Source organism: Cupriavidus sp. KK10 (genome assembly GCF_018223725.1).
GTDB lineage: Bacteria > Pseudomonadota > Gammaproteobacteria > Burkholderiales > Burkholderiaceae > Cupriavidus > Cupriavidus necator.
This window is the reverse complement of sequence record NZ_CP073677.1, coordinates 5,392,267-5,411,108: the sequence shown is the minus strand read 5'-3', so window position 1 is coordinate 5,411,108 and position 18,842 is coordinate 5,392,267. Positions and strand designations below refer to the sequence as shown.

The window sequence follows — 18,842 nt, the reverse complement described above, 5'->3', positions numbered from 1 at the left end:
TGTCTCTTGTGGTCTGGGGGGATTCTGGGCTGAGCGGCAAGCCTGCCGCTCAGTCAACGATAAATAGTCGTGCGCCCTTCGGCGAGGACGAACGGTGCGCTTCCGCCTGGTCGGCTACCTGGTAGCTGGTTCCCGCGCCGAGCACGAACTGCCGGCCGTCTTCCAGCTCGGTATGGAGCTCGCCGTCCAGCACGAACAGGATATGGCCCTTGCTGCACCAGTGGTCGGCCAGGTAGCCGGGCGAGTATTCGACCATGCGCACGCGGATGTCGCCGAACTGGCGCGTGCGCCAGGTGGCCTCGCCCTGCTCGCCGGGGTGGCGGGTCGGCGCGATGGCCGACCAGTCGGTGGTGCCGAAGGGCAGGTTGTCGATGCGCATGCGGGCCTCAGGCCGCCTTGACTTCGGCGATCATCTCGATCTCGACGCAGGCGCCCAGCGGGACCTGCGCCACGCCGAAGGCGCTGCGCGCATGCTTGCCCTTGTCGCCGAACACTTCGGCCAGCAGCTCGGAGGCGCCGTTGGTGACCAGGTGCTGCTCGGTGAATTCGGGGGTCGAGTTGACCAGGCTCATCAGCTTGACGATGCGGGTGACGCGGTTCAGGTCGCCCACATGCGCGTGCAGCGTGGCCAGCAGGTCGATGGCGATCGCGCGCGCGGCGGCCTTGCCGGACTCGGTATCGATGTCCTTGCCCAGCTTGCCGGTCCATACCTTGCCGTCCTTGCGGGCGATATGGCCGGACAGGAACACGGTGTTGCCGGTTTGCGCGGCCATCACATAGGCGGCGGCGGGGGCGTTGACGGCCGGCAGTTCGATGCCGAGGCGGGCAAGGGTGTCGTAGACCGAGGTTTGGGACATGTAGGCTCCAGTCAGTGAATGCGTCCAGGGAGGATCGGTGGTGTTTCCGCGGCAGGTGCGCTTTGCTGCACGGCGGCGCGGCGGCCAAGGGCCACGACGGCGATCACCGCCACCGCGAAGGCGATGGTGGGGGCGTCAAGCGGCTCGGCCAGGATCAGCGCGCCTCCCGCCAGCGTCAGGAACGGCTGCAGCAATTGTATCTGGCCGACGCGCGCCACGCCGCCTTTTGCGAGACCGGCGTACCAGAAAAGGAAGCCGACAAACATCGAGAACACCGACACATAGGCCATGCCGCCCCAGGCGCGCGGCGACGCCGCGGCAATCGCCGGCAGGTCGCGCAGGGTCAGCCAGGCCACCACCGGCACCAGCACCGGCAGCGACACCGCCAGCGCCCAGCTGATGGTTTCCAGCCCGCCCAGTTCGCGCGACAGCTTGCCGCCCTCGGCATAGCCCAGCGCGCCCAGCACCACGGCGGCGAACAGGTACCAGTCCGCATGCTGCAGGCCGCCGGCGCCCTGCCAGACGGCAAAGCCCACCACCAGCGCGCTGCCGGCCAATGCCGACAGCCAGAACGCCGGCGACGGCCGCTCACGCCCGAACCAGGCGGCGAATACCGCGGTCGCCAGCGGCAGCAGGCCGGTCACGATGGCGCCGTGGCTGGCCGGCACCTCGCGCATCGCCAGCGAAGAAAACAGCGGGAAACCCGCCACCACGCCCAGCGCGGTCACGGCCAGCCGCGGCCACTGGCCGCCGCGCGGGCGGCGGCTGGCGGACAGCGCGCCGCGCCAGGTCAGCAGCGCCAGCGCCAGCAGCGCGGCCAGGACGGCGCGCGCCAGTGCGACAAAGATCGGGTCCAGTTCGGCCACCGCCATGCGCGTGAACGGCAGCGTCTGGCTGAAGATCGCCACACCGACAAAGCCGAGCAGCATGCCGCCGGAGGCCGGTGGGGCAGACGTCAGTGGCGGTGAAGCGGGGCGGCTGGCGGGCATGGTCGGGGTCTTGGTTGTCATTGGCTCGGAATCGGATCGCCGGGGGTCACTGCACGCCCGGGCTGGCACTGACCGCAATCCACAGCGCGGTCAGCGCCAGCGCCGCGCCCATGGCGCGGTTGAACCAGCGCACGCGCTGGCCTTGCTGCAGCCATTGCCGCAGCGATGCGCCCAGCACGCCGTACACGCCGTTGCTGACAAAGCCCAGCACGGCGAACACGCCGCACACCAGCAGCACGCGCTGCACCGGCGAGGGCGCGCCCGTCATGTAAGAGGCCGCGACCGCCAGCGCCAGCATCCACGCCTTGATGTTGGCGTACTGCAGCACCGCCGACTGCCACACGCTCAGCGGGCGCAGCACCTGCTTCTGCGCCAGCACCGTGCTGCGCGCGATCTTCCACGCCAGCCACAGCAGGTAGGTCACGCCGGCCAGGTGCACGCTGGCGGCCAGCGCGGGCTGGCCCAGGACCAGCGCGCCCACGCCCAGCGCGCACAGCGCCAGGATGCTGGCAAAGCCGAAGGCCACGCCCACGCAGTGCGGCAGCGTGGCGCGCAGCCCGAAGTTGGCGCCAGTGACCGCGGCGATGGCGGTGTTGGGCCCGGGCGTGAACAGGCCCACCGTCAGTAGGGTCAGCAGGGCCAGGAACTGCGCGGCCGTCAGGCCGGTGAGCAAGCCGGACGCCATCACGCGAACGCGACCACCACGCGCCGGTTGGTGCGGCTTTTCTTCTCAATCTTGGTCACCACCACCGCGCCGATCTCGCTGGTGTTGGCCACGTGCGTGCCGCCGCAGGGCTGGCGGTCCACGCCGGGGATCTCGATGATGCGGATGCTGGCCGTGCCCACCGGCGGCGCGGCGCCGATGGTGCGCACCAGCTCTGGCTGGGCGGCCAGTTCCTGCGGCGTGATCAGCGTGGTGCGCACCGCGGTGTTGGCGTGGATCAGCGCGTTCAGGCGCTCGGTCAGGTCGGCCTTGTCCAGGGTCGACTCCGGCAGGTCAAAGTCGACGCGCGCCGACTCCGGCGAGATGCCGCAGCCGGTCACCGGCGCCGGGATCAGCGAGCCCAGCAGGTGCAGGCAGGTATGCAGCCGCATCAGCTTGTGGCGGCGCGCCCAGTCGATGGTCACGGTGACGCGCTCGCCCACGCGCGGCAGCGGCGCATCCGGTGCGGGCACATGCAGGATGCGGCTGCGGTCGTCGGCGTAGACAGTGTCGACGATGGCCACCGAGCGCCCGTCGGCCAGCGCCAGCGTGGCGGTGTCGCCGGCCTGGCCGCCGCTGCGCGCGTAGCACACGGTTTCGTCGAGTTCGATCCCTTCGGCGCCGGCCGCCACCACGGTGGCGGTGCAGTGGTCGAGGTAGGGGGCTTCGTCGAAGCGCTTGCGGGTGGCGGACATCGGGGGTCTCCTGGTGGGCTTGTTCTGGGTGTGGCTAGCGCAGGATGCGGATGCCCTGCGCGGTTTCGATTTCGGCAATCAGTTCAGGCGGGCCGTCGGCCTGCTCGATGGCGATGAGGTGGTCGGCGCCCAGCCAGGCCAGTCCCTGGCGCAGCAGCTCGGCGCGCGGGTGGCGCCCGGACAGCCTGCGCAGCGCCAGGTCCTGCCGCGGCAGGCTGACGCCGGGGTAGCTGGCCACGTCCCACTGGATCAGGCTGGGCAGCAGGCCGTCGCCAGCGCTGTCGGCCTCGCCCGGCCAGGCGGGCAGGCTGCCGTCCTCGGGCACGGTGATGCGCCAGTGCAGGCCGCCGCGGGTCATCGGGATGACCGGGGCGATGCGCTCCGGGTACTGCGCCTGCCACCGGCCAAGGTCGGCGGGGCGTTCCGCGCGCGCGGCCCAGTGCAGCAGGAACGGGCCGTCGCGCAGGCGCTGCTGCACGGCCTCGGTGTCCAGGCCGAACCAGCGCGGGCGTGCCGGCGCGGCGGCGGCCGGATCGACCGCGATCACTTCTAGGTAGACGCCGCCGAACATGCCCAGCACGCGGTTGTGCGTGGCCATGGCCGCGTGCGCACCGCCGCCCTGGGGCGCAATGCCCAGCAGGCCGGCAATGTAGTCCGTGCCGGCGGCCAGGTCGGGCGCGGCGATGACGAGGTGATCGAGGGCGAGCTTCATCGTGGCTTGATGGTAGACAAGGTAGTCGGTACAGTACCGGTACAGTTGAGCGGATCGTATTCAGTACAGTTGCAGGAGCAGCACATGGATGCCAACGGCAGGGATGGCGACGCGGGCAGCGAGACTGCCACCGTCGCCCGTCAGAAGGATAGTGGAGGCGACGCCAAAAGCACATCGGGGCATGCCTCCGGCCGCGCGCTGCGGCTGGTGGTGCCGCCCACCGAGCGCTTCCCGGATCCGATCCCTTCGGCGCAGATGACGCTGGTCGAGCAGCTGACCGAATGGGCCCGCATGCGCATCGACGAGCGCGTGTTCCGCGCCGGCATGCGCATGCCGTCGATCCGGCAGCTGGCGCAGGAGAAGGGCATCTCGCGCTTTACCGTGGTCGAGGCCTATGAGCGGCTGGTGGCGCTGGGCTACCTGGAATCGCGCCGCGGCTCCGGCTTCTACGTGCGCGAGCGCGCCCCGGCCGCGCCCGCGGCGCCGGTGTCCGGCGGCGTGGCGGTGGCGCGCAATATCGACGTGACCTGGCTGCTGCGCAGCATGTTCCATACCGCCGAGGCGCACAAAGCGCCCGGGCTGGGCTTCCTGCCCAATGACTGGCTCGACGGCGAACTGATTGCCAGCGCGCTGCGCGGGCTGGGCCGCCAGCCCGGCAACCATTTCCTGGCCAGCGGCACGCCGCAGGGCTTCCTGCCGCTGCGCCAGCAGCTGCGCACCCGGCTGGAAGAACTGGAGATCGGTGCCAGCGCCGAGCAGATCGTGCTGACTTCGGGCATCACCCAGGCCCTGGACCTGATTGCGCGGCTCTACCTGCAGCCCGGCGACACGGTGCTGGTGGGCGACCCGGCCTGGTTCGTGATGTTCGGCCGCTTTGCCGCGCAGGGCGCCCAGGTGATCGGCGTGCCCTACACCGCCGAGGGGCCGGACCTGGAGGCGCTGGAGCGCATCGTGCAGGCACGGCGGCCCAAGCTGTTCGTGATCAACTCGGTGCTGCACAATCCCACCGGCACCTCGCTGTCGGCGGCCAAGGCCTTCCAGCTGCTGCGCCTGGCCGAGCAGTACGACTTCCTGATCGTCGAGGACGACATCTACTGTGACCTGTGCCCGCCCGGCCACGCCGCCACCCGGCTGGCCAGCCTGGACCAACTGCGCCGGGTGATCTACCTGGGCAGCTTTTCCAAGACCCTGGCGGCCAACCTGCGCGTGGGCTTTATCGCCGCGCACCCGGAGATGGCGTCGGCGCTGACCGACAGCAAGCTGCTGGCGGGGCTGGCCACGCCTGAGATCAACGAGCGCGTGCTGTACAAGGTGCTGACGGAGGGCCACTACCGCAAGCATGTGGAGCGCGTGCGCACCCGGCTGGACCGCGCCCGCAACGAGACCCGGCGCGAGCTGGAGCGGCTGGGCCTGCGTCTCTTTCCCGGCCAGCACGCCGGCATGTACCTGTGGGCCGATACCGGCCGCGACACCAACGCGATCGCCACCGCGGGGCATGAAGAAGGCTACCTGTTCGCTCCGGGCAGCCTGTTCTCGCCGTCGCAGATGCCGTCGGGCTGGATGCGCTTCAACGTTGCCAGCAGCGGCCACCCGGACATGCTGGCCTTCCTGGCGCGCCAGCTCGAACGCCTGTAAGTCACATCCCGGCAGCACCCGGGCCTTGAAAAATGGCCCGGGCGGCCCTATGTCTGGCGGCACCGGCCACATGACCGTGGTCACACCCACTTTCAAGATTCGCCTGTTTCCAAGAGGAGAACCATGACCGCACCGCACGAGACGATGAGCTTCCAGGCGGAAGTGAAGCAACTGCTGCACCTGATGATCCACTCGCTGTACAGCAACAAGGAAATTTTCCTGCGCGAGCTGGTCTCGAATGCTTCGGACGCCACCGACAAGCTGCGCTTCGAGGCGATCGCGAACCCGTCCCTGCTGGAGAACGACGCCGACCTGGCGATCCGCATCGAGGCCGACGCCAAGGCGCGCACGCTGACGATCACCGACAACGGCATCGGCATGAGCCGCGACGAGGCCATCCGCAACCTCGGCACCATCGCCCGCTCGGGCACCAAGGAATTCTTCCAGCAATTGTCCGGCGACCAGCAGAAAGACGCCGCGCTGATCGGCCAGTTCGGCGTGGGCTTCTACTCGGCCTTTATCGTCGCTGACAAGGTCACGGTGGAAACGCGCCGCGCCGGCTTGGGCGCCGAAGACGCAGTGCGCTGGGAAAGCACCGGCGACGGCGAGTTCACCATCGATGCCATAGCCCGCACCGAGCGCGGCACCACCATCACGCTGCACCTGCGCGAGGGCGAGGACGACTTCCTCTCGGCCTGGCGCCTGAAGGGCATCATCCAGAAGTATTCGGACCATATCTCGCTGCCGATCCGCATGCCCAAGGAGGTGTGGGACGCAGAATCCAGCACCTACCAGCGCACCGCCGAGTGGGAAAGCGTGAACCAGGCGAGCGCGTTGTGGACGCGTGCCAAGTCCGACATCACCGACGAGCAGTACACCGCCTTCTACCAGCACATCGCGCACGACAACGAGGCGCCGCTGGCCTGGACCCACAACCGCGTGGAAGGCCGCAGCGAATACACCCAGCTGCTGTATATCCCGGCGCGCGCCCCGTTCGACCTGTGGGACCGCAACCACAAGGCCGGCCTGAAGCTGTACGTCAAGCGCGTCTTCATCATGGACGACGCCGACCAGCTGCTGCCGGGCTACCTGCGCTGGGTCAAGGGCGTGGTCGATTCCGCCGACCTGCCGCTGAACGTATCGCGCGAACTGCTGCAGGAAAGCCGCGACGTCAAGGCCATCCGCGAGGGCTGCACCAAGCGCGTGCTGTCGATGCTGGAAACGCTGGCCGACAGTGAAGAAGAAGCCGAGCGCGCCAAGTACACCACCTTCTGGCAGCAGTTCGGCCAGGCGCTCAAGGAGGGCATCGGCGAAGACCAGGCCAACCTGGAGCGCGTGGCGAAGCTGCTGCGCTTTGCCTCCACGCACAACGACACCGCCGAGCAGAATGTGGCGCTGGCCGCCTACGTCGGCCGCATGAAGGAAGGCCAGGACAAGATCTACTACGTCACGGCCGATACCTGGTCCGCCGCGAAGAACAGCCCGCACCTGGAAGTGTTCCGCAAGAAGGGGATCGAAGTGGTGCTGCTGACCGACCGCGTCGACGAATGGATGCTGTCGTTCCTGCGCGAGTTCGACGGCAAGGAACTGGTGTCGGTCGCGCGCGGCGACCTGGACCTGGGCAAGCTCGCCGACGAAGCCGAGAAGGCCGAGCAGGAAAAGGCCGAGGCCGACTGGAAGGACGTGGTCGAACGCGCCAAGGGCGTGCTCGACGGCAAGGCCAAGGACGTGCGCGTGACGCTGCGCCTGACCGCGTCGGCCTCGTGCCTGGTCTCTGACGAAGGCGACATGAGCGGCTATCTGCAGCGCCTGCTCAAGCAGGCCGGCCAGAAGGCGCCGGACGCCCAGCCGATCCTGGAACTGAACCCGGAACACGCGCTGGTGCAGAAACTGCGCGATCTCCCCGAGGGCGATGCCTTCAGCGACCGCGTGCAGGTGCTGTTCGACCAGGCGCTGCTGGCCGAAGGCGGCATGCTGGACGATCCGGCTGCATATGTGCAGCGCGTCAACAAGCTGCTGGCCTGACGCCCCGGCTGCCCTCGCCGCGTAGGCGGCGGGGGATTCCCATCTCAATGTGTTGTAACGGAGCGCGTGACCGATGACGCTGAAGCGGTGCTTCCCGCCTGTCGTTGACGCCGGCACGCGCATCCTCATTCTTGGCAGCCTGCCGGGCGAGGCGTCACTGGCGCAAAGCCAGTATTACGCGCATCGGCAGAATCAGTTCTGGCGCCTGACCGGCGATGTTCTGGGTGAAGACCTGGTCCACATGGACTATGCCGCGCGGCTGCAAACGCTTCTGGCGCATCACGTCGGTCTGTGGGACGTGGTGGCGCAAGCGAAGCGTGAGGGCAGCCTGGACAGCAACATCCGGGATCACGCCGGCAACGACCTGGCGAGCCTGATCGAATCACTACCCAGGCTGGCTGTCATCGCCTTCAATGGCGGCACTGCTGCGCGTATCGGTTTGAAGGTACTCGGGCAGCATGACGACCATCACCGGACCATCAAGCTTCCATCCAGTAGTCCCGCTCATACCTTGTCCTACCCGGAAAAGCTGCGCGCCTGGCAGGCATTGCAGGCGTGGCTGTCTGTAAAGCAGCATCTGGCATAGCTCGTTCACGCACCCACGTTACCTGGGCATCCCTTCATACATGCCGGTGACGTCATCCATCACCTGAAGAATACGCTCGCTGGTCGTGGCGATGTTTCTCAACTGTTCCGCGCGACTGACCCCGGTCTGGTTGAGTGCCTCTTCAAAGAACAGCCACTGAGAGCCGGCAAGCAGCAGTTCGCGACGGATTGCCTCGGTGTTTTGCGGCGCCGAGGTGAGGAGCTCCTGCGCGGCTGCGAATTCCCTGGTAGCCGTGTCCAGATCCTGCGCCATCTGGGGGGAGGTAATTCCCCAGGCGCGGAACATGCTGATCTTGGCGATTCTCTGCGAGAGCATCCGCTGGCGGCCGGCAACGTTGATCAGCTTGCCCGTCGCGGTGCCAGAATGTTTCTCGAGCAGGAGGGTTCCCTGTTGCGCAAGCTTCAGCACGTCCTCGCTCATTCTTGCGATGGTTTTCGCGCTATCGGGATTCGGATCGCCGCCGGACAGCAACTGTCTATAGGGAATCCATGTCTGCTCGAGCCTGGCGTAGGTGTCCTTGATATCAGGCGTGGGCGCGAACGCCTTCAGCTCCATGAGTTGCTTGTCGAAGAGCGCCGCGGACTGTTCGAGAATCTTCTTTGAACGTTCGACTTCAACGCCGAGGCCTGCCTGGCAGTAAGCCTTGGCCATGCGCTGAGACAGCATGCGCTGGCGGCCCGCCTTGTTGATCGCCGCGTTGATCGTCAGCGTTTCGGCGGAAGCGGTCCCGGCCAGGGACAGGACGCTGCAGACAATCAGGCAGAAGGAACAGAGGTAACGTTTCAAGGGCGTCTCCGCATCAAACTCTGGTTGGCCCCGGCTCGAACATTGACGGGCGCTTGCGTGCGATATCGAGCGCGGCAGTGTCCCCCCGCGAAGCGAGCAGCATCTGGAGGACGATCCGTTGCGACAGCATGCGCTGCCTTCCGGAAAGGTTGACCGATGCGCCGATGGTTTCGGCGGACATCTCGGTCTCGGGTGACTGAGTAGAGAGAGCGTTCATGCCATGCCTTGCAGGTAGTGTCGACGCAGACGCGCACCGCGCTGACCGGCAAAGCCAAAGCGCCCCGAAGCGCGATGCCTGCGAACCGGTTGTCCGGTTCGTGGTCCATTCGCTTCGGGGCGTCGTTGCCCGGGATGCTCCTTTTCGGAGCATGTCATCGCGGCTTGCCAATCTGTTTCAAGGCCGCCGTTGGCCTGTGTGTCCTCTACGCAATATCTATGCCATAGCTCACGCTGGTTGCGCCCGGAGCAACTGTCTACGGCGCCATCAGGCGCTGCCGGAAAAAGGTTTGCGTCCGCGCGATGGCATCTTCGGCGGCAGCGGGATCCTGACCGACGATGTGCCCGGCGAAGGCATGGGGCGGACGGCTCGTGTCAAAGCCATGTACGGCGCCGCGGTACACGATCATCTCGACCGTATGGTCGTGCTTCATAACGATATCGCGCCAGCGTTCGCAGCGCGCGGCGGGCGTCCAGTCGTCGGCGTCGCCGATCAGGATTAGTGTGTCGGTGAGCAGGACGGAGCGGGGCATCTCGCAGCCTGGGTAGAACGCCACGGCGGCGGCGAAGGGGTGGGTGACCTCGACTCCGGCATCGCTGGCGAGCACGCTCTTGAGCACAGTCCAGCCACCGTGCGAGAAGCCAATGACGCCGATGCGGCTCCCCACCACGTCCGGCCGCGCGCGCAGGTAAGCGGCGGCGCCCAGTGCATCTTGCGCGCGCAGCTCGGGGGGGACGTCCCGGCCATGGTTGCATACCGTCCTGAGGTTGCGCGGGCCAAAGCTGTCCACCAGCAGTACCACATAGCCCCACGAGGCCAGCCGGCGTGCCCAGGTCCGGTAGTGCGGGCTGACGCCATCGCAGCCGTGCAGCGCGACGACCGCGGGAAACGGGCCGGCGCCCTCGGGCCGGTACAGTTCTGCCGTGGCGCGGCTTCCCGGGCTTCCTACCGTCGCCGCGTTGAATGCGAGCGGACCGGAGGGCTGAGGCATCGTCTGTGCACAAGCAGCACACAATGCAGCCAGCAGGCACGATAGCAACCGCTTGAAGTCACGCATGGCGGGGCATGAAGAGGGATGGTGCATAGGATGCTAGCTCAGTCAGCGCAGCCACACACATCAGGAAATCCGCTTAGCCCGGCGCGAGACTCGCGCGTATGCCGACCGGCATTAGGCCTTCAGGCTTCCTTCGGCGGCACCTGCCTCGTGCTGCTGCAACAGCCAGTCGCGAAACACCTTCAGCGCCCGCATCTGTGCCGACGCCGGCGGATACACCAGGCCCTTCGGATGTTGCCAGGCTGTGTCGGAAAGGCGCTCCAGCTTGCCGACCGCCAGCAGGTCCCCGGTCATGTAGGAGGGCAGCAGCGCCACGCCCATCCCCGCCACGGTGGCGTTCAACGCCATCGACATCACCTCGTAGCGCGGCCCTTCGTGGCCCGGGACTGGCTTTGATGCCTTGCCGTGCGAACCAGCCTTCCCATGCGTCGGACAGCGTCAGGTGCTGGATCAGCGCCGACCGCGGCGTGCCGGCGTCGATCGCCTGGCCATGCGCGGCCACCCATGACGGCGCCGCATAGGGCGACAACCGCAGCGGCACCACGAAATCGTTATGCAGGCCCGGCCGCTGGCCGTCGCCGAACTCCAGCGAGGCATCCACGGACGCGGTGCTGAAGTCCACCGGACCCACGCGCGTGCGCAGGTGCGGGCGTTGCTCGGGCGTCCGGACGCATCGGCGCTGCTGCCGGCCATTACCTGCCCGACGGCCGCCAGGATCACTGGAACCCGCTGGACAGCCACGTGGACATGCGCGAGCGGATCCCGGCGGCGCGGCTTGAAGTGATCGAGGATGCGGGGCACATGATCACCATGGAAGCGCCGCAAGCGGTGGTCGAGGCTGTCGCCGCATGGCTGACGGAGGATTGCGCAACGATCCGGCGCGACCCTGGTCGGGCCTGACGCGGCCCGCAGCCAGCCAACGGCTTCGCAAATCGCTGGTATTGAATCCACCCGTGCGCATGTGACGCATGCCGGATTGCCGTGGGCCATGGCGCACCTATACTGGAGTCGAGCGACGAATCATTCGAAACCGGAGGTATCGGTCGCTCCCTGTGCGCCTTGCGGGGCTCGCACTTTCGGACGCATGGCGACGACGCATCGGAAGTGAGCGCCTTAGCCGGCAACTATGCAGGCAAGGAGGCAATCATGTTCAAGCATCTCCTGCTGGCGGTCGATGGCTCCGACCTGTCTGAATCGGCATTCCGCAAGGCCCTGATCCTGGCGCGGGAAATGGGGGCGCGTACCACCGCGGTGCGGGTCTGTCCGAACTACCACGTGCTGACCTACCAGGTCGAGATGCTGGAGGGCACGCGCGAAACCTACGTGAAGCAAGCCTGGGAAGAAGCAACCCGCTACCTGCGCGGACTGGCCGACGAAGCCGGCGCCGCAGGCGTGCCCTGTGAAACGGCATACGTCGTCAACGACCATCCCTACGAGGCCATCATCAAGACGGCCGAGGAGATGGGCTGCGACCTGATCGTGATGGCTTCGCACGGGCGGCGCGGGGTCCAGGGCATGCTGATCGGCAGCGAAACCCTGAAGGTGCTGACGCACAGCAAGATTCCGGTGCTGGTGTACCGCTAGACGGCGCCTAGCGCCGCCGGTGTAGCGCGCCCGCCTGCACGCGTTGCCGCGTCCGCGCCGCCAGGCGCGGCAGTGAGCCTGTGCGCCAGCGGCTGCGCAGGTCGTCGGTCAGCGGCACTGCGATCAGCGCCAGCAGCACGGCCAGCGGCAGCGTGGCGCTGAAACCCAGGTGCTTGAACCCCAGCGCGCCGGCGACGCCGCCGGCAAAGAACAGCGTGACCAGCACCACCAGCAGGCGCTGCACCGGTCGGCGAGCACGCGGGGCAGGGGGCGCGCTTGTGTGCTTGATGGCGTGCGTGCCGGCGCGGCTGCGTTCCAGTAGCACAGCTTACCCAGCTCGATGCCGATATCGGTAACCATGCCAGTGAGGTGGGTGGTGCGGATCTCGGCGTTCGAGGGCTTGGTGATCATGGCATTCTGCAGCCCCATGATGAAGCACAGCAGCATCACCGTGGCTGGCACGAACAGCCACTGGTGCTGCCCCAGGGTTGCCGCCGATCAGGCCTAAGCACAGCAGCAGTCCCGCTTCCAGCGCCAGCGGCAGCGCGTATTCACTGTGCAGCCGCTCGCGCCGCCCCCAGTTGACCAGCACCGCCGAGCACGCAGCGCCGCCGAGAAACGACAGCAGCGCCCCGACCCCGTCCAGCACCAGCGCGAAGCTGCCCAGCGCCAGGTTGTCGGCCATGGCTGAGACCACGCCGGACATATGCGAGGTGTATTGCTGCACGGCCAGGAAGCCGCCGGCATTGATGGCGCCTGCGACAAAGCAGGGTAGCCGGCCAGGTGCCGGTTGGCGTGGGGGCTGCGCCGCTTCCCAGTCAGTTTGCGCAGGTACAGGATCGGCATGGCGATGGGGCGGCGTCTGGCGGATTGGAAAGGGAGGCGGAGGACCTGCGTTGCCGCTACAGGGCGTGCCGGGGCGGCCGGGCAAGGGCGTGCCAGGCGTCGGGGTCGGCGGCAACTGCCTCGCCGCGCTTCATGCGGCGGGCAGTCGGTGTCAGCTTCAGCGCATGCACGGCTTCCAGCACCCGTGCGCGTGCCAGGAGCGTCTGCAGCGACGGCAGCCGGGGCTGGCCTTTCCAGGCAAACAACGTGTAGTTGCAGCTGTCCTCGGCGCGCGCGACCGACATCGAGACCCCGAACACGGCGCGCACCGCGTCCAGGTAGTGCGGCATGCCACGGTCGCTTGCCAGGAAGTTGGCGACCAGCACGCCGTCGTCGGCCAGCCTCGCGTGGCAGGCCGCGTAGAAGCCGGCAGAGCCAAGCTGCAGCGGCATGCCGTCAGCCAGGAAGCCGTCGACGAGGATGACCTCGGGGCGCGCTTCCCGGCCCCTGACGTACTCGGCGCCATCGGCGCAGACCACCTGCAGGCGGACATCGTCGGGCGGAATGCGGAAGCGCTCGCGCAGTGCGATCACCGCTGGGTCGATCTCGACAGCAACCACCCGCGTGGCAGGCAGGTGCCGGTAGCAATACTTGACCAGCGAGCCTCCGCCGAGCCCGATCACCGAAATCCGTGCCGGCGACGGATGCAGCAGCAGGAATCCCATCATGGTGCGCGTATAGCCCAGCACCAGCCGGTCGGGATCGCGCCGCGACATGAAGCTCTGCGTGGCCAGCACGTCGAAGTGCAGCGACAGGGCGGTCTCGGTCTCCAGCACCACGGGCGTGCCGTCACGCGGGGCTTCGGCCAGGAACCGCATATAGGAGTCAAAGGACGTGCGGCCGCTATCCGCGGCGATGCCAGTGCCGGCGTCCGGTTTGCGTTCGCTCATGGCTGGCCGTTCCCTGGTCCGAATATTCGTGCGATGGCCCAGACCGCGGCGACTTCGTCCGGGTCGTCGGCCTGGATGCGCAGCACGGTGCCTGGCGGCGTGCGCAGGCGCATGACGGCCATCACGTCATGCGCATCGGCCGAGCCGGAGTCCGTGACCAGCACGATGCGGTTGGCATAGCGGCCGGCCACCAGGCTCACGCGCGCCGAGCCACGCCCCTGGAAACCCTTGCCGGCGGCGATGTTGAGGGTGGCCTCGATCACGGCAGCCTTGCGCAATGCAGGACCCGGGGAGCGGGACCGGTCGGCTGGCTGGGGCGGGCAAGGTGGCGGGTGCTCCCGGGTATCGCGGACATCGGGGACATCTGTTGCAGTCACATATGATGTTAGTCCTATTATCATATCCCAGCACCCGCGCCGGTGGCTGCATCCGGACAGGAAATGCCATGCCTGGTCCCGCGGTTGTGGAGAAACCGCCCTTTGCGGGTTGTGCCAGGCCGCCTGCCCATCCCGGAAACTGGATTTGTGGCGTGCGCTTCTGGCATCCTGACGGTCTGTCCCGATGCCCGGCCTGCCCGGAACACTGCCATGCCACTTTCCGACTGGACCCATGAGGCCATCCGCAAGATCGATGCGGATTTCAACCGTTCCGCCGACACCCACCTGATCCCGCTGGAACTGCCGGGCTACCCTGACATCCGCGTCTATTTCAAGGACGAGTCCAGTCATCCGACCGGCAGCCTCAAGCACCGGCTGGCGCGGTCGCTGTTCCTGTACGCGCTGTGCAACGGCTGGCTGCATGAGGGCAGCACGGTGGTGGAGGCATCCAGCGGCTCGACGGCAATCTCCGAGGCTTACTTTGCGCGGCTGCTCGGGCTGCCGTTCGTGGCGGTGATCCCGGCGGGCACCTCGCGCGCCAAGATCGAGGCGATCGAGTTCTACGGCGGGCACTGCCACCTAGTGGACAGCCCGTCCGAGATCTACGCCGCCTCGCGCCACATCGCGCAGGAGACGGGCGGGCATTTCATGGACCAGTTCACCTACGCCGAGCGCGCCACCGACTGGCGCGCCAACAACAATATCGCCGAGTCGATCTTCAAGCAGATGGCGCAGGAAGAGCATGCGGTGCCGGCCTGGCTGGTATCGAGCGGCGGCACCGGCGGCACCATCGCCACGCTGGGGCGCTATGTGGCCTATCGCCGCCACCAGACCCGCGTGTTGTGCGCGGACCCGGAGAACTCGGTGTTCTTCGACTACTTCCGCAGCTGCCTGGAGGGCAAGCCGCAGCCGGAGCTGTCCCTGGCGGAGGGCTCGCGCATCGAAGGCATCGGCCGGCCGCGCGTGGAGCATTCGTTTATCCCGACCTGCATCGACGCCATGCTGAAGGTGCCGGATGCGCTCTCGTTCGCGGCCATGCGCTACCTGGCCGGGCGCTTCGGGCGCCGCGTGGGCGGGTCCACCGGCACCAATTTCGTCGGCGTGCTGTACCTGGCCCAGCAGATGCACGCGGCGGGTGAGGGCGGCGCCATCGTCAGCCTGCTGTGCGACAGCGGCGAGCGCTACGGCAACACCTATTACGACGATGCCTGGTACAGCGCACAGGGCATTGCCATCGAGGCGGCCGATGCGCTGGTGGCGCGTGCGGTCAATGGCGAGGCCGTGCTGACGCCGCAGGCGGTGGCGGGGCTGCAGTCGGCCGGCGCCGGCATTGCGGCGGGCGGCTGAAACCCGGCGCCCTGCCTTTCTGTCACAATGCCGGCGGCCGGCGTGCCGGCCATTGATTCAAAGGTGAATTCCCTATGCGTATCTTCGGCATCAGCATCCATATCATCGTCGCACTGTTCTTTGCGGTGCACGCGGTGCGCACGCACCAGAACATGTACTGGCTGCTGATCCTGTTCCTGTTCCCGGGGCTGGGCAGCGTGGTGTATTTCTTCGCGATCTACCTGCCCGCGCTGCGCCAGTCGCGCGGCGCGCGTGCGGCCACGCGTGCCATCACGCAACTGGTCGATCCGAACCGCGCGGTGCGCGAGGCCCGCTCAGACTTTGACCGCGCCCCGACGGTGGCGCACCGCATGCGCCTGGGCGCCGCGCTGCTGGCGGCCGGGCAGCCGTCGGAAGCCCTGCAGCACTACCAGGCAGCGGCCAACGGACCGTTTGCGACCGATCCGGCGCTACTGCAGGGACTGGCACAGGCGCAGTTCGCCACCAACGATGCCGCCGGCGCGCTGGCAACGCTGGAGAAGCTGTTCGCCGCCAATCCGCAGTCGCGCCAGCAGCCCGATCCGGCCCTGCTGTTTGCGCGCGCGCTGGCGGCCACCGGTGCATCCGGCACGCGGGCCGCGTTCGAGCAGGCGCTGACCAGCGCCAGCGATGCCGCGCCGCGCTGCCTCTTTGCCGACTGGCTGGCGGCGCAGCCCGACGCCGCCGACCGCGAACGCGCGCAGCAACTCTATGCCGATATCGTCCACGACGCCCGCCACTGGCCGCGCCACGCCCGCGAACACAACCGCGAATGGCTGCAGCGCGCACAGTCGGCGCTGGGCAAGTAATCCGCGTTTGTCCCCATCCATGCTGGAACGGGTGCTGAACGCCTTTCTCGACAACATGACCCTACTGAAACGCAAATCGATTGAAGCCGTGGCCTCGCGCCGTCCGGCACGTGGCACCCGCAGCCGTGGCGAGGCGCCGGCACGCGAAGAAAAGCGCATGACGCCGCGCTTCGCGCCGGTGACCTTCTCGGAAATGGAAGGGGTGCGCTACCTGCACTTCGGCACCGAGTGGGTGCAGGGCGCGATGCGCCTGCGCAAGCCCGATGCGATCGAGCTGGAATACGCGCAGCAGATGATGGCCTGGCTGCTGTTCCTGTCGCCTTCCGTTGAAGAATTCCACGTGGTCCAGCTTGGCTTGGGAGCCGCGGCGCTGACCAAGTTCTGCCACCGCCAGTTCAGCCAAGCGCGCGTGACTGCGGTGGAGCTGAACCCCGCGGTGATCATCGCCGGGCGCAGCATGTTCGGCCTGCGCGAGGACGATGCGCGCCTGACCGTGCGCGAGCAGGATGCCTGGGACTACGTCATGGACGGCACCCACGCCAGCGCCATCGACGTGCTGCAGGTGGACCTGTACGACGCCACCGCGCGCGGCCCGGTGCTGGACACCACCGCGTTCTACCGAGCCTGCCGCCGCACGCTGAAGGCACCCGGGGTGATGACCATCAACCTGTTCGGCGACCACGACAGCTTTCCGAAGAATATCGAACGCATCTGCGATGCCTTTGACAACCGCGTGCTGGTGTTCCCGGAAGTGCATGACGGCAACATCATCGCGATGGCCTTCAACGGGCCGGATATTGATGTGTCGTGGGAAGCGCTGGAGGGGCGTGCCGAGGTGGTGGAAAAGACCACCGGCCTGCCGGCGCGCGACTGGGTGCAGAAACTGCGCGCGGCGAATGTGCGGCAGGAAGAGCAGTTGAAGATCTGAGGAACTGCCGCTCTCCCGCTGCGCGGGAGAGCGGCTGCAGGCAGCGCCGCACTCACTCCTTGTGGAAGAACTGCGCCAGCGACCACTCGTCGGTGCGCGCCTCGTACTTCAGTCCCTTCTTCATCGCCCACATCGCCAGCTGGCTGTGCGACGGAATGATCGCGTGGTCGGCCAGCGCAAATTTGGCCGCGATGCGGGCATTCTCTTCGCGGGCCTTGTCGCTGCTGACGGTGGTCAGCGACTTCTCGATCAGCTGGTCCAGTTGGGGGTTGCTGTACTTGCCCCAGTTCCAGGTGCCATAGCCGGTCTTGGGGTTGGGCGTGCCGGTAATCGAGCGCAGTGCCACGTCAGCCGCGGCCGAACCCCAGCCCAGCATCTGGAAGGCGAACTCGCCCTGGCGTGCGCGCGTGAAGTAGGCCGCCACCGGCAACGTCTCCACCTTGGTCTGGATGCCGATGCGCGTCAGCATGCTGGCGGTGGCCTGCGCCACCGCGGCGTCGTTCAGGTAACGGTTGTTGGTGGCGTGCAGCGTCAGGCCGAAGCCATCGGGGTAGCCTGCGGCGGCCAGCAGCTTTTTCGCGCCTTCCGGGTCATAGGCTTCAGGCTTGGTGCCGGGATGCCCGAAGATCTGCGGCGAGACGATCGACGAGGCCGGCACCGCCAGCCCTTCCATGATGCGGCTGACGATGGCGTCGCGGTTCAGCGACTTGCTGATTGCGGCGCGCACGCGCGCATCCTTGAACGGGTTCTTGCCCAGCGGCTTGCCGGCCTTGTCGGTGACAAAGGGCGGGTTGTCGCGCGACTGCTCCATTTGCCAGAAGATGGTGCGCCACGACACCTGCTGCTCGATCTTGAACTTCGGGTTCTGCTTTAGCTTGGCGACGTCGGCCGACGGTACGCTCTCGATCACGTCGACATCGCCAGCCAGCAGCGCGGACGAACGCGCGCCGTTGTCAGTGATGATGCGGAAGATGGCGCGGTCCCACTCGGGCTTGGGGCCCCAGTAGTTGGGGTTGCGCTCCATCACGATTTCCTGCCCGCGCGCAAAGCGCACGAACTTGAACGGGCCGGTGCCGATCATGACTTTGCCCGAATCAAAGTCCGCCTGCGTCAGCGTGGCGGCGACCTTCTTCGGCATGATCGGCACGCTGTTCAGGTCGTTGGCCAGGTTGGCGTAATTGGGCACGCTCATGGTCAGGCGCACCGTCAGCGGGTCGGGCGTGTCGATGCGCGCGATCGGCTTGGTGTAGCTGGTGAACGAGCCCGGGCTGTTGACCAGCTTCTCCGGGCGCTCCAGCGAGGCCTTGACGTCCTCGCTGGTAAAGGGCGAGCCGTCGTGCCACTTCACGTTGGGGCGCAGCTTGATCTCCCAGGTGATGGCGTTGACCGGCTTCCACGACAGCGCCAGGCCGGGGATGTAGCGCGCATTCTTGTCCATGAACACCAGCGACTCGAACACATGCAGCGCGATGGCGTTGTTGGGGCCGGAATTGTTCCAGTGCGGGTCCATCGAGGTCACGTCGGCCGCCAGGCCGATGCGCAGGTCTTCGGCGTGGGCGGCTCCCGCCGGCAGCAGCGTGAAGGCGGCGCTGGCCAGCACCAGCGCGGTGGCGGCATGGAGCACGGCGCGGCGGGCAGGGCGGCGGGGCGGACGTTGCGGCGGCAGGGCGTGGGTCGGTGTCATCTGGCTGGCTCCTCGTACGGGTCCGCGCGGGCGCGGCCGG

Annotated in this window: 20 protein-coding genes and 2 pseudogenes; 8 read left to right on the top strand and 14 right to left on the bottom strand. The window is 67.5% G+C overall.

Going from position 1 to position 18,842, the window contains the following annotated elements; genetic code table 11:
* Positions 1–49 precede the first annotated feature (49 nt).
* From KB879_RS25225 to KB879_RS25200, 6 genes are read right to left on the bottom strand one after another with little or no spacing between them, the layout of a single operon-like run.
* A complete protein-coding gene (locus KB879_RS25225; protein WP_010813560.1) occupies positions 50–379 on the bottom strand; it encodes a DHCW motif cupin fold protein in 330 nt (109 codons plus the stop codon).
* A 7-nt stretch (positions 380–386) separates the two neighbouring features.
* Positions 387–857 (bottom strand): RidA family protein, encoded by a 471-nt coding sequence (locus KB879_RS25220; RefSeq protein WP_211979996.1) that lies wholly within the window; start codon positions 855–857, stop codon positions 387–389.
* 11 nt (positions 858–868) lie between these two features.
* Positions 869–1,846 (bottom strand): DMT family transporter, encoded by a 978-nt coding sequence (locus KB879_RS25215; protein WP_211982294.1) that lies wholly within the window; start codon positions 1,844–1,846, stop codon positions 869–871.
* Between the two features lie 46 nt (positions 1,847–1,892).
* Positions 1,893–2,531: a LysE family translocator gene (locus tag KB879_RS25210; protein WP_211979995.1), complete on the bottom strand. Its 639-nt coding sequence runs from the start codon at positions 2,529–2,531 to the stop codon at positions 1,893–1,895.
* Positions 2,531–3,244 carry an alanyl-tRNA editing protein gene (locus tag KB879_RS25205; RefSeq protein WP_211979994.1) on the bottom strand — a complete coding sequence of 238 codons (714 nt, stop codon included), beginning with the start codon at positions 3,242–3,244 and terminating at the stop codon, positions 2,531–2,533. Before KB879_RS25205 ends, KB879_RS25210 begins: the two co-directional genes overlap by 1 nt.
* Before the next feature lie 34 nt (positions 3,245–3,278).
* Positions 3,279–3,956, bottom strand: coding sequence for a VOC family protein (locus KB879_RS25200; RefSeq protein WP_013957452.1), 678 nt, complete (start codon positions 3,954–3,956; stop codon positions 3,279–3,281).
* Between the two features lie 84 nt (positions 3,957–4,040).
* Between KB879_RS25200 and KB879_RS25195 the strand changes: the two genes are divergently transcribed.
* From KB879_RS25195 to KB879_RS25185, 3 genes are all read left to right on the top strand, one after another.
* On the top strand, positions 4,041–5,591 hold the full coding sequence (locus KB879_RS25195; RefSeq protein ID WP_211979993.1) for a PLP-dependent aminotransferase family protein: 1,551 nt from the start codon (positions 4,041–4,043) through the stop codon (positions 5,589–5,591).
* Between the two features lie 123 nt (positions 5,592–5,714).
* Complete coding sequence (gene htpG / locus KB879_RS25190) at positions 5,715–7,616, top strand: molecular chaperone HtpG (protein WP_013957450.1); 1,902 nt, start codon at positions 5,715–5,717, stop codon at positions 7,614–7,616.
* A 73-nt stretch (positions 7,617–7,689) separates the two neighbouring features.
* Positions 7,690–8,202: a DNA-deoxyinosine glycosylase gene (locus KB879_RS25185; protein ID WP_153953657.1), complete on the top strand. Its 513-nt coding sequence runs from the start codon at positions 7,690–7,692 to the stop codon at positions 8,200–8,202.
* An 18-nt stretch (positions 8,203–8,220) separates the two neighbouring features.
* Here the strand turns inward: KB879_RS25185 and KB879_RS25180 are convergent, their stop codons facing one another.
* The 4 genes and pseudogenes from KB879_RS25180 to KB879_RS25165 form a co-directional block, all read right to left on the bottom strand.
* Positions 8,221–9,009: a type IV pili methyl-accepting chemotaxis transducer N-terminal domain-containing protein gene (locus tag KB879_RS25180; RefSeq protein ID WP_013957446.1), complete on the bottom strand. Its 789-nt coding sequence runs from the start codon at positions 9,007–9,009 to the stop codon at positions 8,221–8,223.
* A gap of 34 nt (positions 9,010–9,043) precedes the next feature.
* Positions 9,044–9,379, bottom strand: a pseudogene (locus KB879_RS39505) (type IV pili methyl-accepting chemotaxis transducer N-terminal domain-containing protein); the annotation flags it as partial.
* 103 nt (positions 9,380–9,482) lie between these two features.
* Entirely contained in the window at positions 9,483–10,283 is an 801-nt protein-coding gene (locus KB879_RS25170) for a dienelactone hydrolase family protein (protein WP_249221187.1), read from the bottom strand.
* 111 nt (positions 10,284–10,394) lie between these two features.
* Positions 10,395–10,628, bottom strand: coding sequence for a LysR substrate-binding domain-containing protein (locus tag KB879_RS25165; RefSeq protein WP_211979991.1), 234 nt, complete (start codon positions 10,626–10,628; stop codon positions 10,395–10,397).
* A 393-nt stretch (positions 10,629–11,021) separates the two neighbouring features.
* Between KB879_RS25165 and KB879_RS25160 the strand changes: the two genes are divergently transcribed.
* A complete protein-coding gene (locus KB879_RS25160; RefSeq protein WP_211979990.1) occupies positions 11,022–11,180 on the top strand; it encodes an alpha/beta fold hydrolase in 159 nt (52 codons plus the stop codon).
* 246 nt (positions 11,181–11,426) lie between these two features.
* On the top strand, positions 11,427–11,864 hold the full coding sequence (locus KB879_RS25155; protein WP_211979989.1) for a universal stress protein: 438 nt from the start codon (positions 11,427–11,429) through the stop codon (positions 11,862–11,864).
* A gap of 43 nt (positions 11,865–11,907) precedes the next feature.
* Here the strand turns inward: KB879_RS25155 and KB879_RS25150 are convergent.
* The 3 genes and pseudogenes from KB879_RS25150 to KB879_RS25140 all read right to left on the bottom strand — a co-directional run.
* Positions 11,908–12,710 (bottom strand): annotated as a pseudogene (locus tag KB879_RS25150) (YoaK family protein); the annotation flags it as partial.
* Between the two features lie 56 nt (positions 12,711–12,766).
* Positions 12,767–13,639: a spermidine synthase gene (locus KB879_RS25145; RefSeq protein WP_211979988.1), complete on the bottom strand. Its 873-nt coding sequence runs from the start codon at positions 13,637–13,639 to the stop codon at positions 12,767–12,769.
* The gene (locus tag KB879_RS25140; protein ID WP_249221186.1) at positions 13,636–13,902 is read right to left on the bottom strand and encodes an HPr family phosphocarrier protein; all 267 of its coding nucleotides are present in this window, start codon (positions 13,900–13,902) and stop codon (positions 13,636–13,638) included. Before KB879_RS25140 ends, KB879_RS25145 begins: the two co-directional genes overlap by 4 nt.
* Before the next feature lie 324 nt (positions 13,903–14,226).
* Between KB879_RS25140 and KB879_RS25135 the strand changes: the two genes are divergently transcribed.
* From KB879_RS25135 to KB879_RS25125, 3 genes are all read left to right on the top strand, one after another.
* The gene (locus tag KB879_RS25135) at positions 14,227–15,363 is read left to right on the top strand and encodes a PLP-dependent cysteine synthase family protein (protein WP_211979986.1); all 1,137 of its coding nucleotides are present in this window, start codon (positions 14,227–14,229) and stop codon (positions 15,361–15,363) included.
* 74 nt (positions 15,364–15,437) lie between these two features.
* Positions 15,438–16,190: a tetratricopeptide repeat protein gene (locus KB879_RS25130; RefSeq protein ID WP_211979985.1), complete on the top strand. Its 753-nt coding sequence runs from the start codon at positions 15,438–15,440 to the stop codon at positions 16,188–16,190.
* 55 nt (positions 16,191–16,245) lie between these two features.
* Positions 16,246–17,118: a spermidine synthase gene (locus KB879_RS25125; protein WP_211982292.1), complete on the top strand. Its 873-nt coding sequence runs from the start codon at positions 16,246–16,248 to the stop codon at positions 17,116–17,118.
* 52 nt (positions 17,119–17,170) lie between these two features.
* On the opposite strand, the gene KB879_RS25120 is transcribed toward KB879_RS25125, so the two are convergent.
* Positions 17,171–18,802: an ABC transporter substrate-binding protein gene (locus KB879_RS25120; protein WP_211979984.1), complete on the bottom strand. Its 1,632-nt coding sequence runs from the start codon at positions 18,800–18,802 to the stop codon at positions 17,171–17,173.
* Positions 18,803–18,842 lie beyond the last annotated feature (40 nt).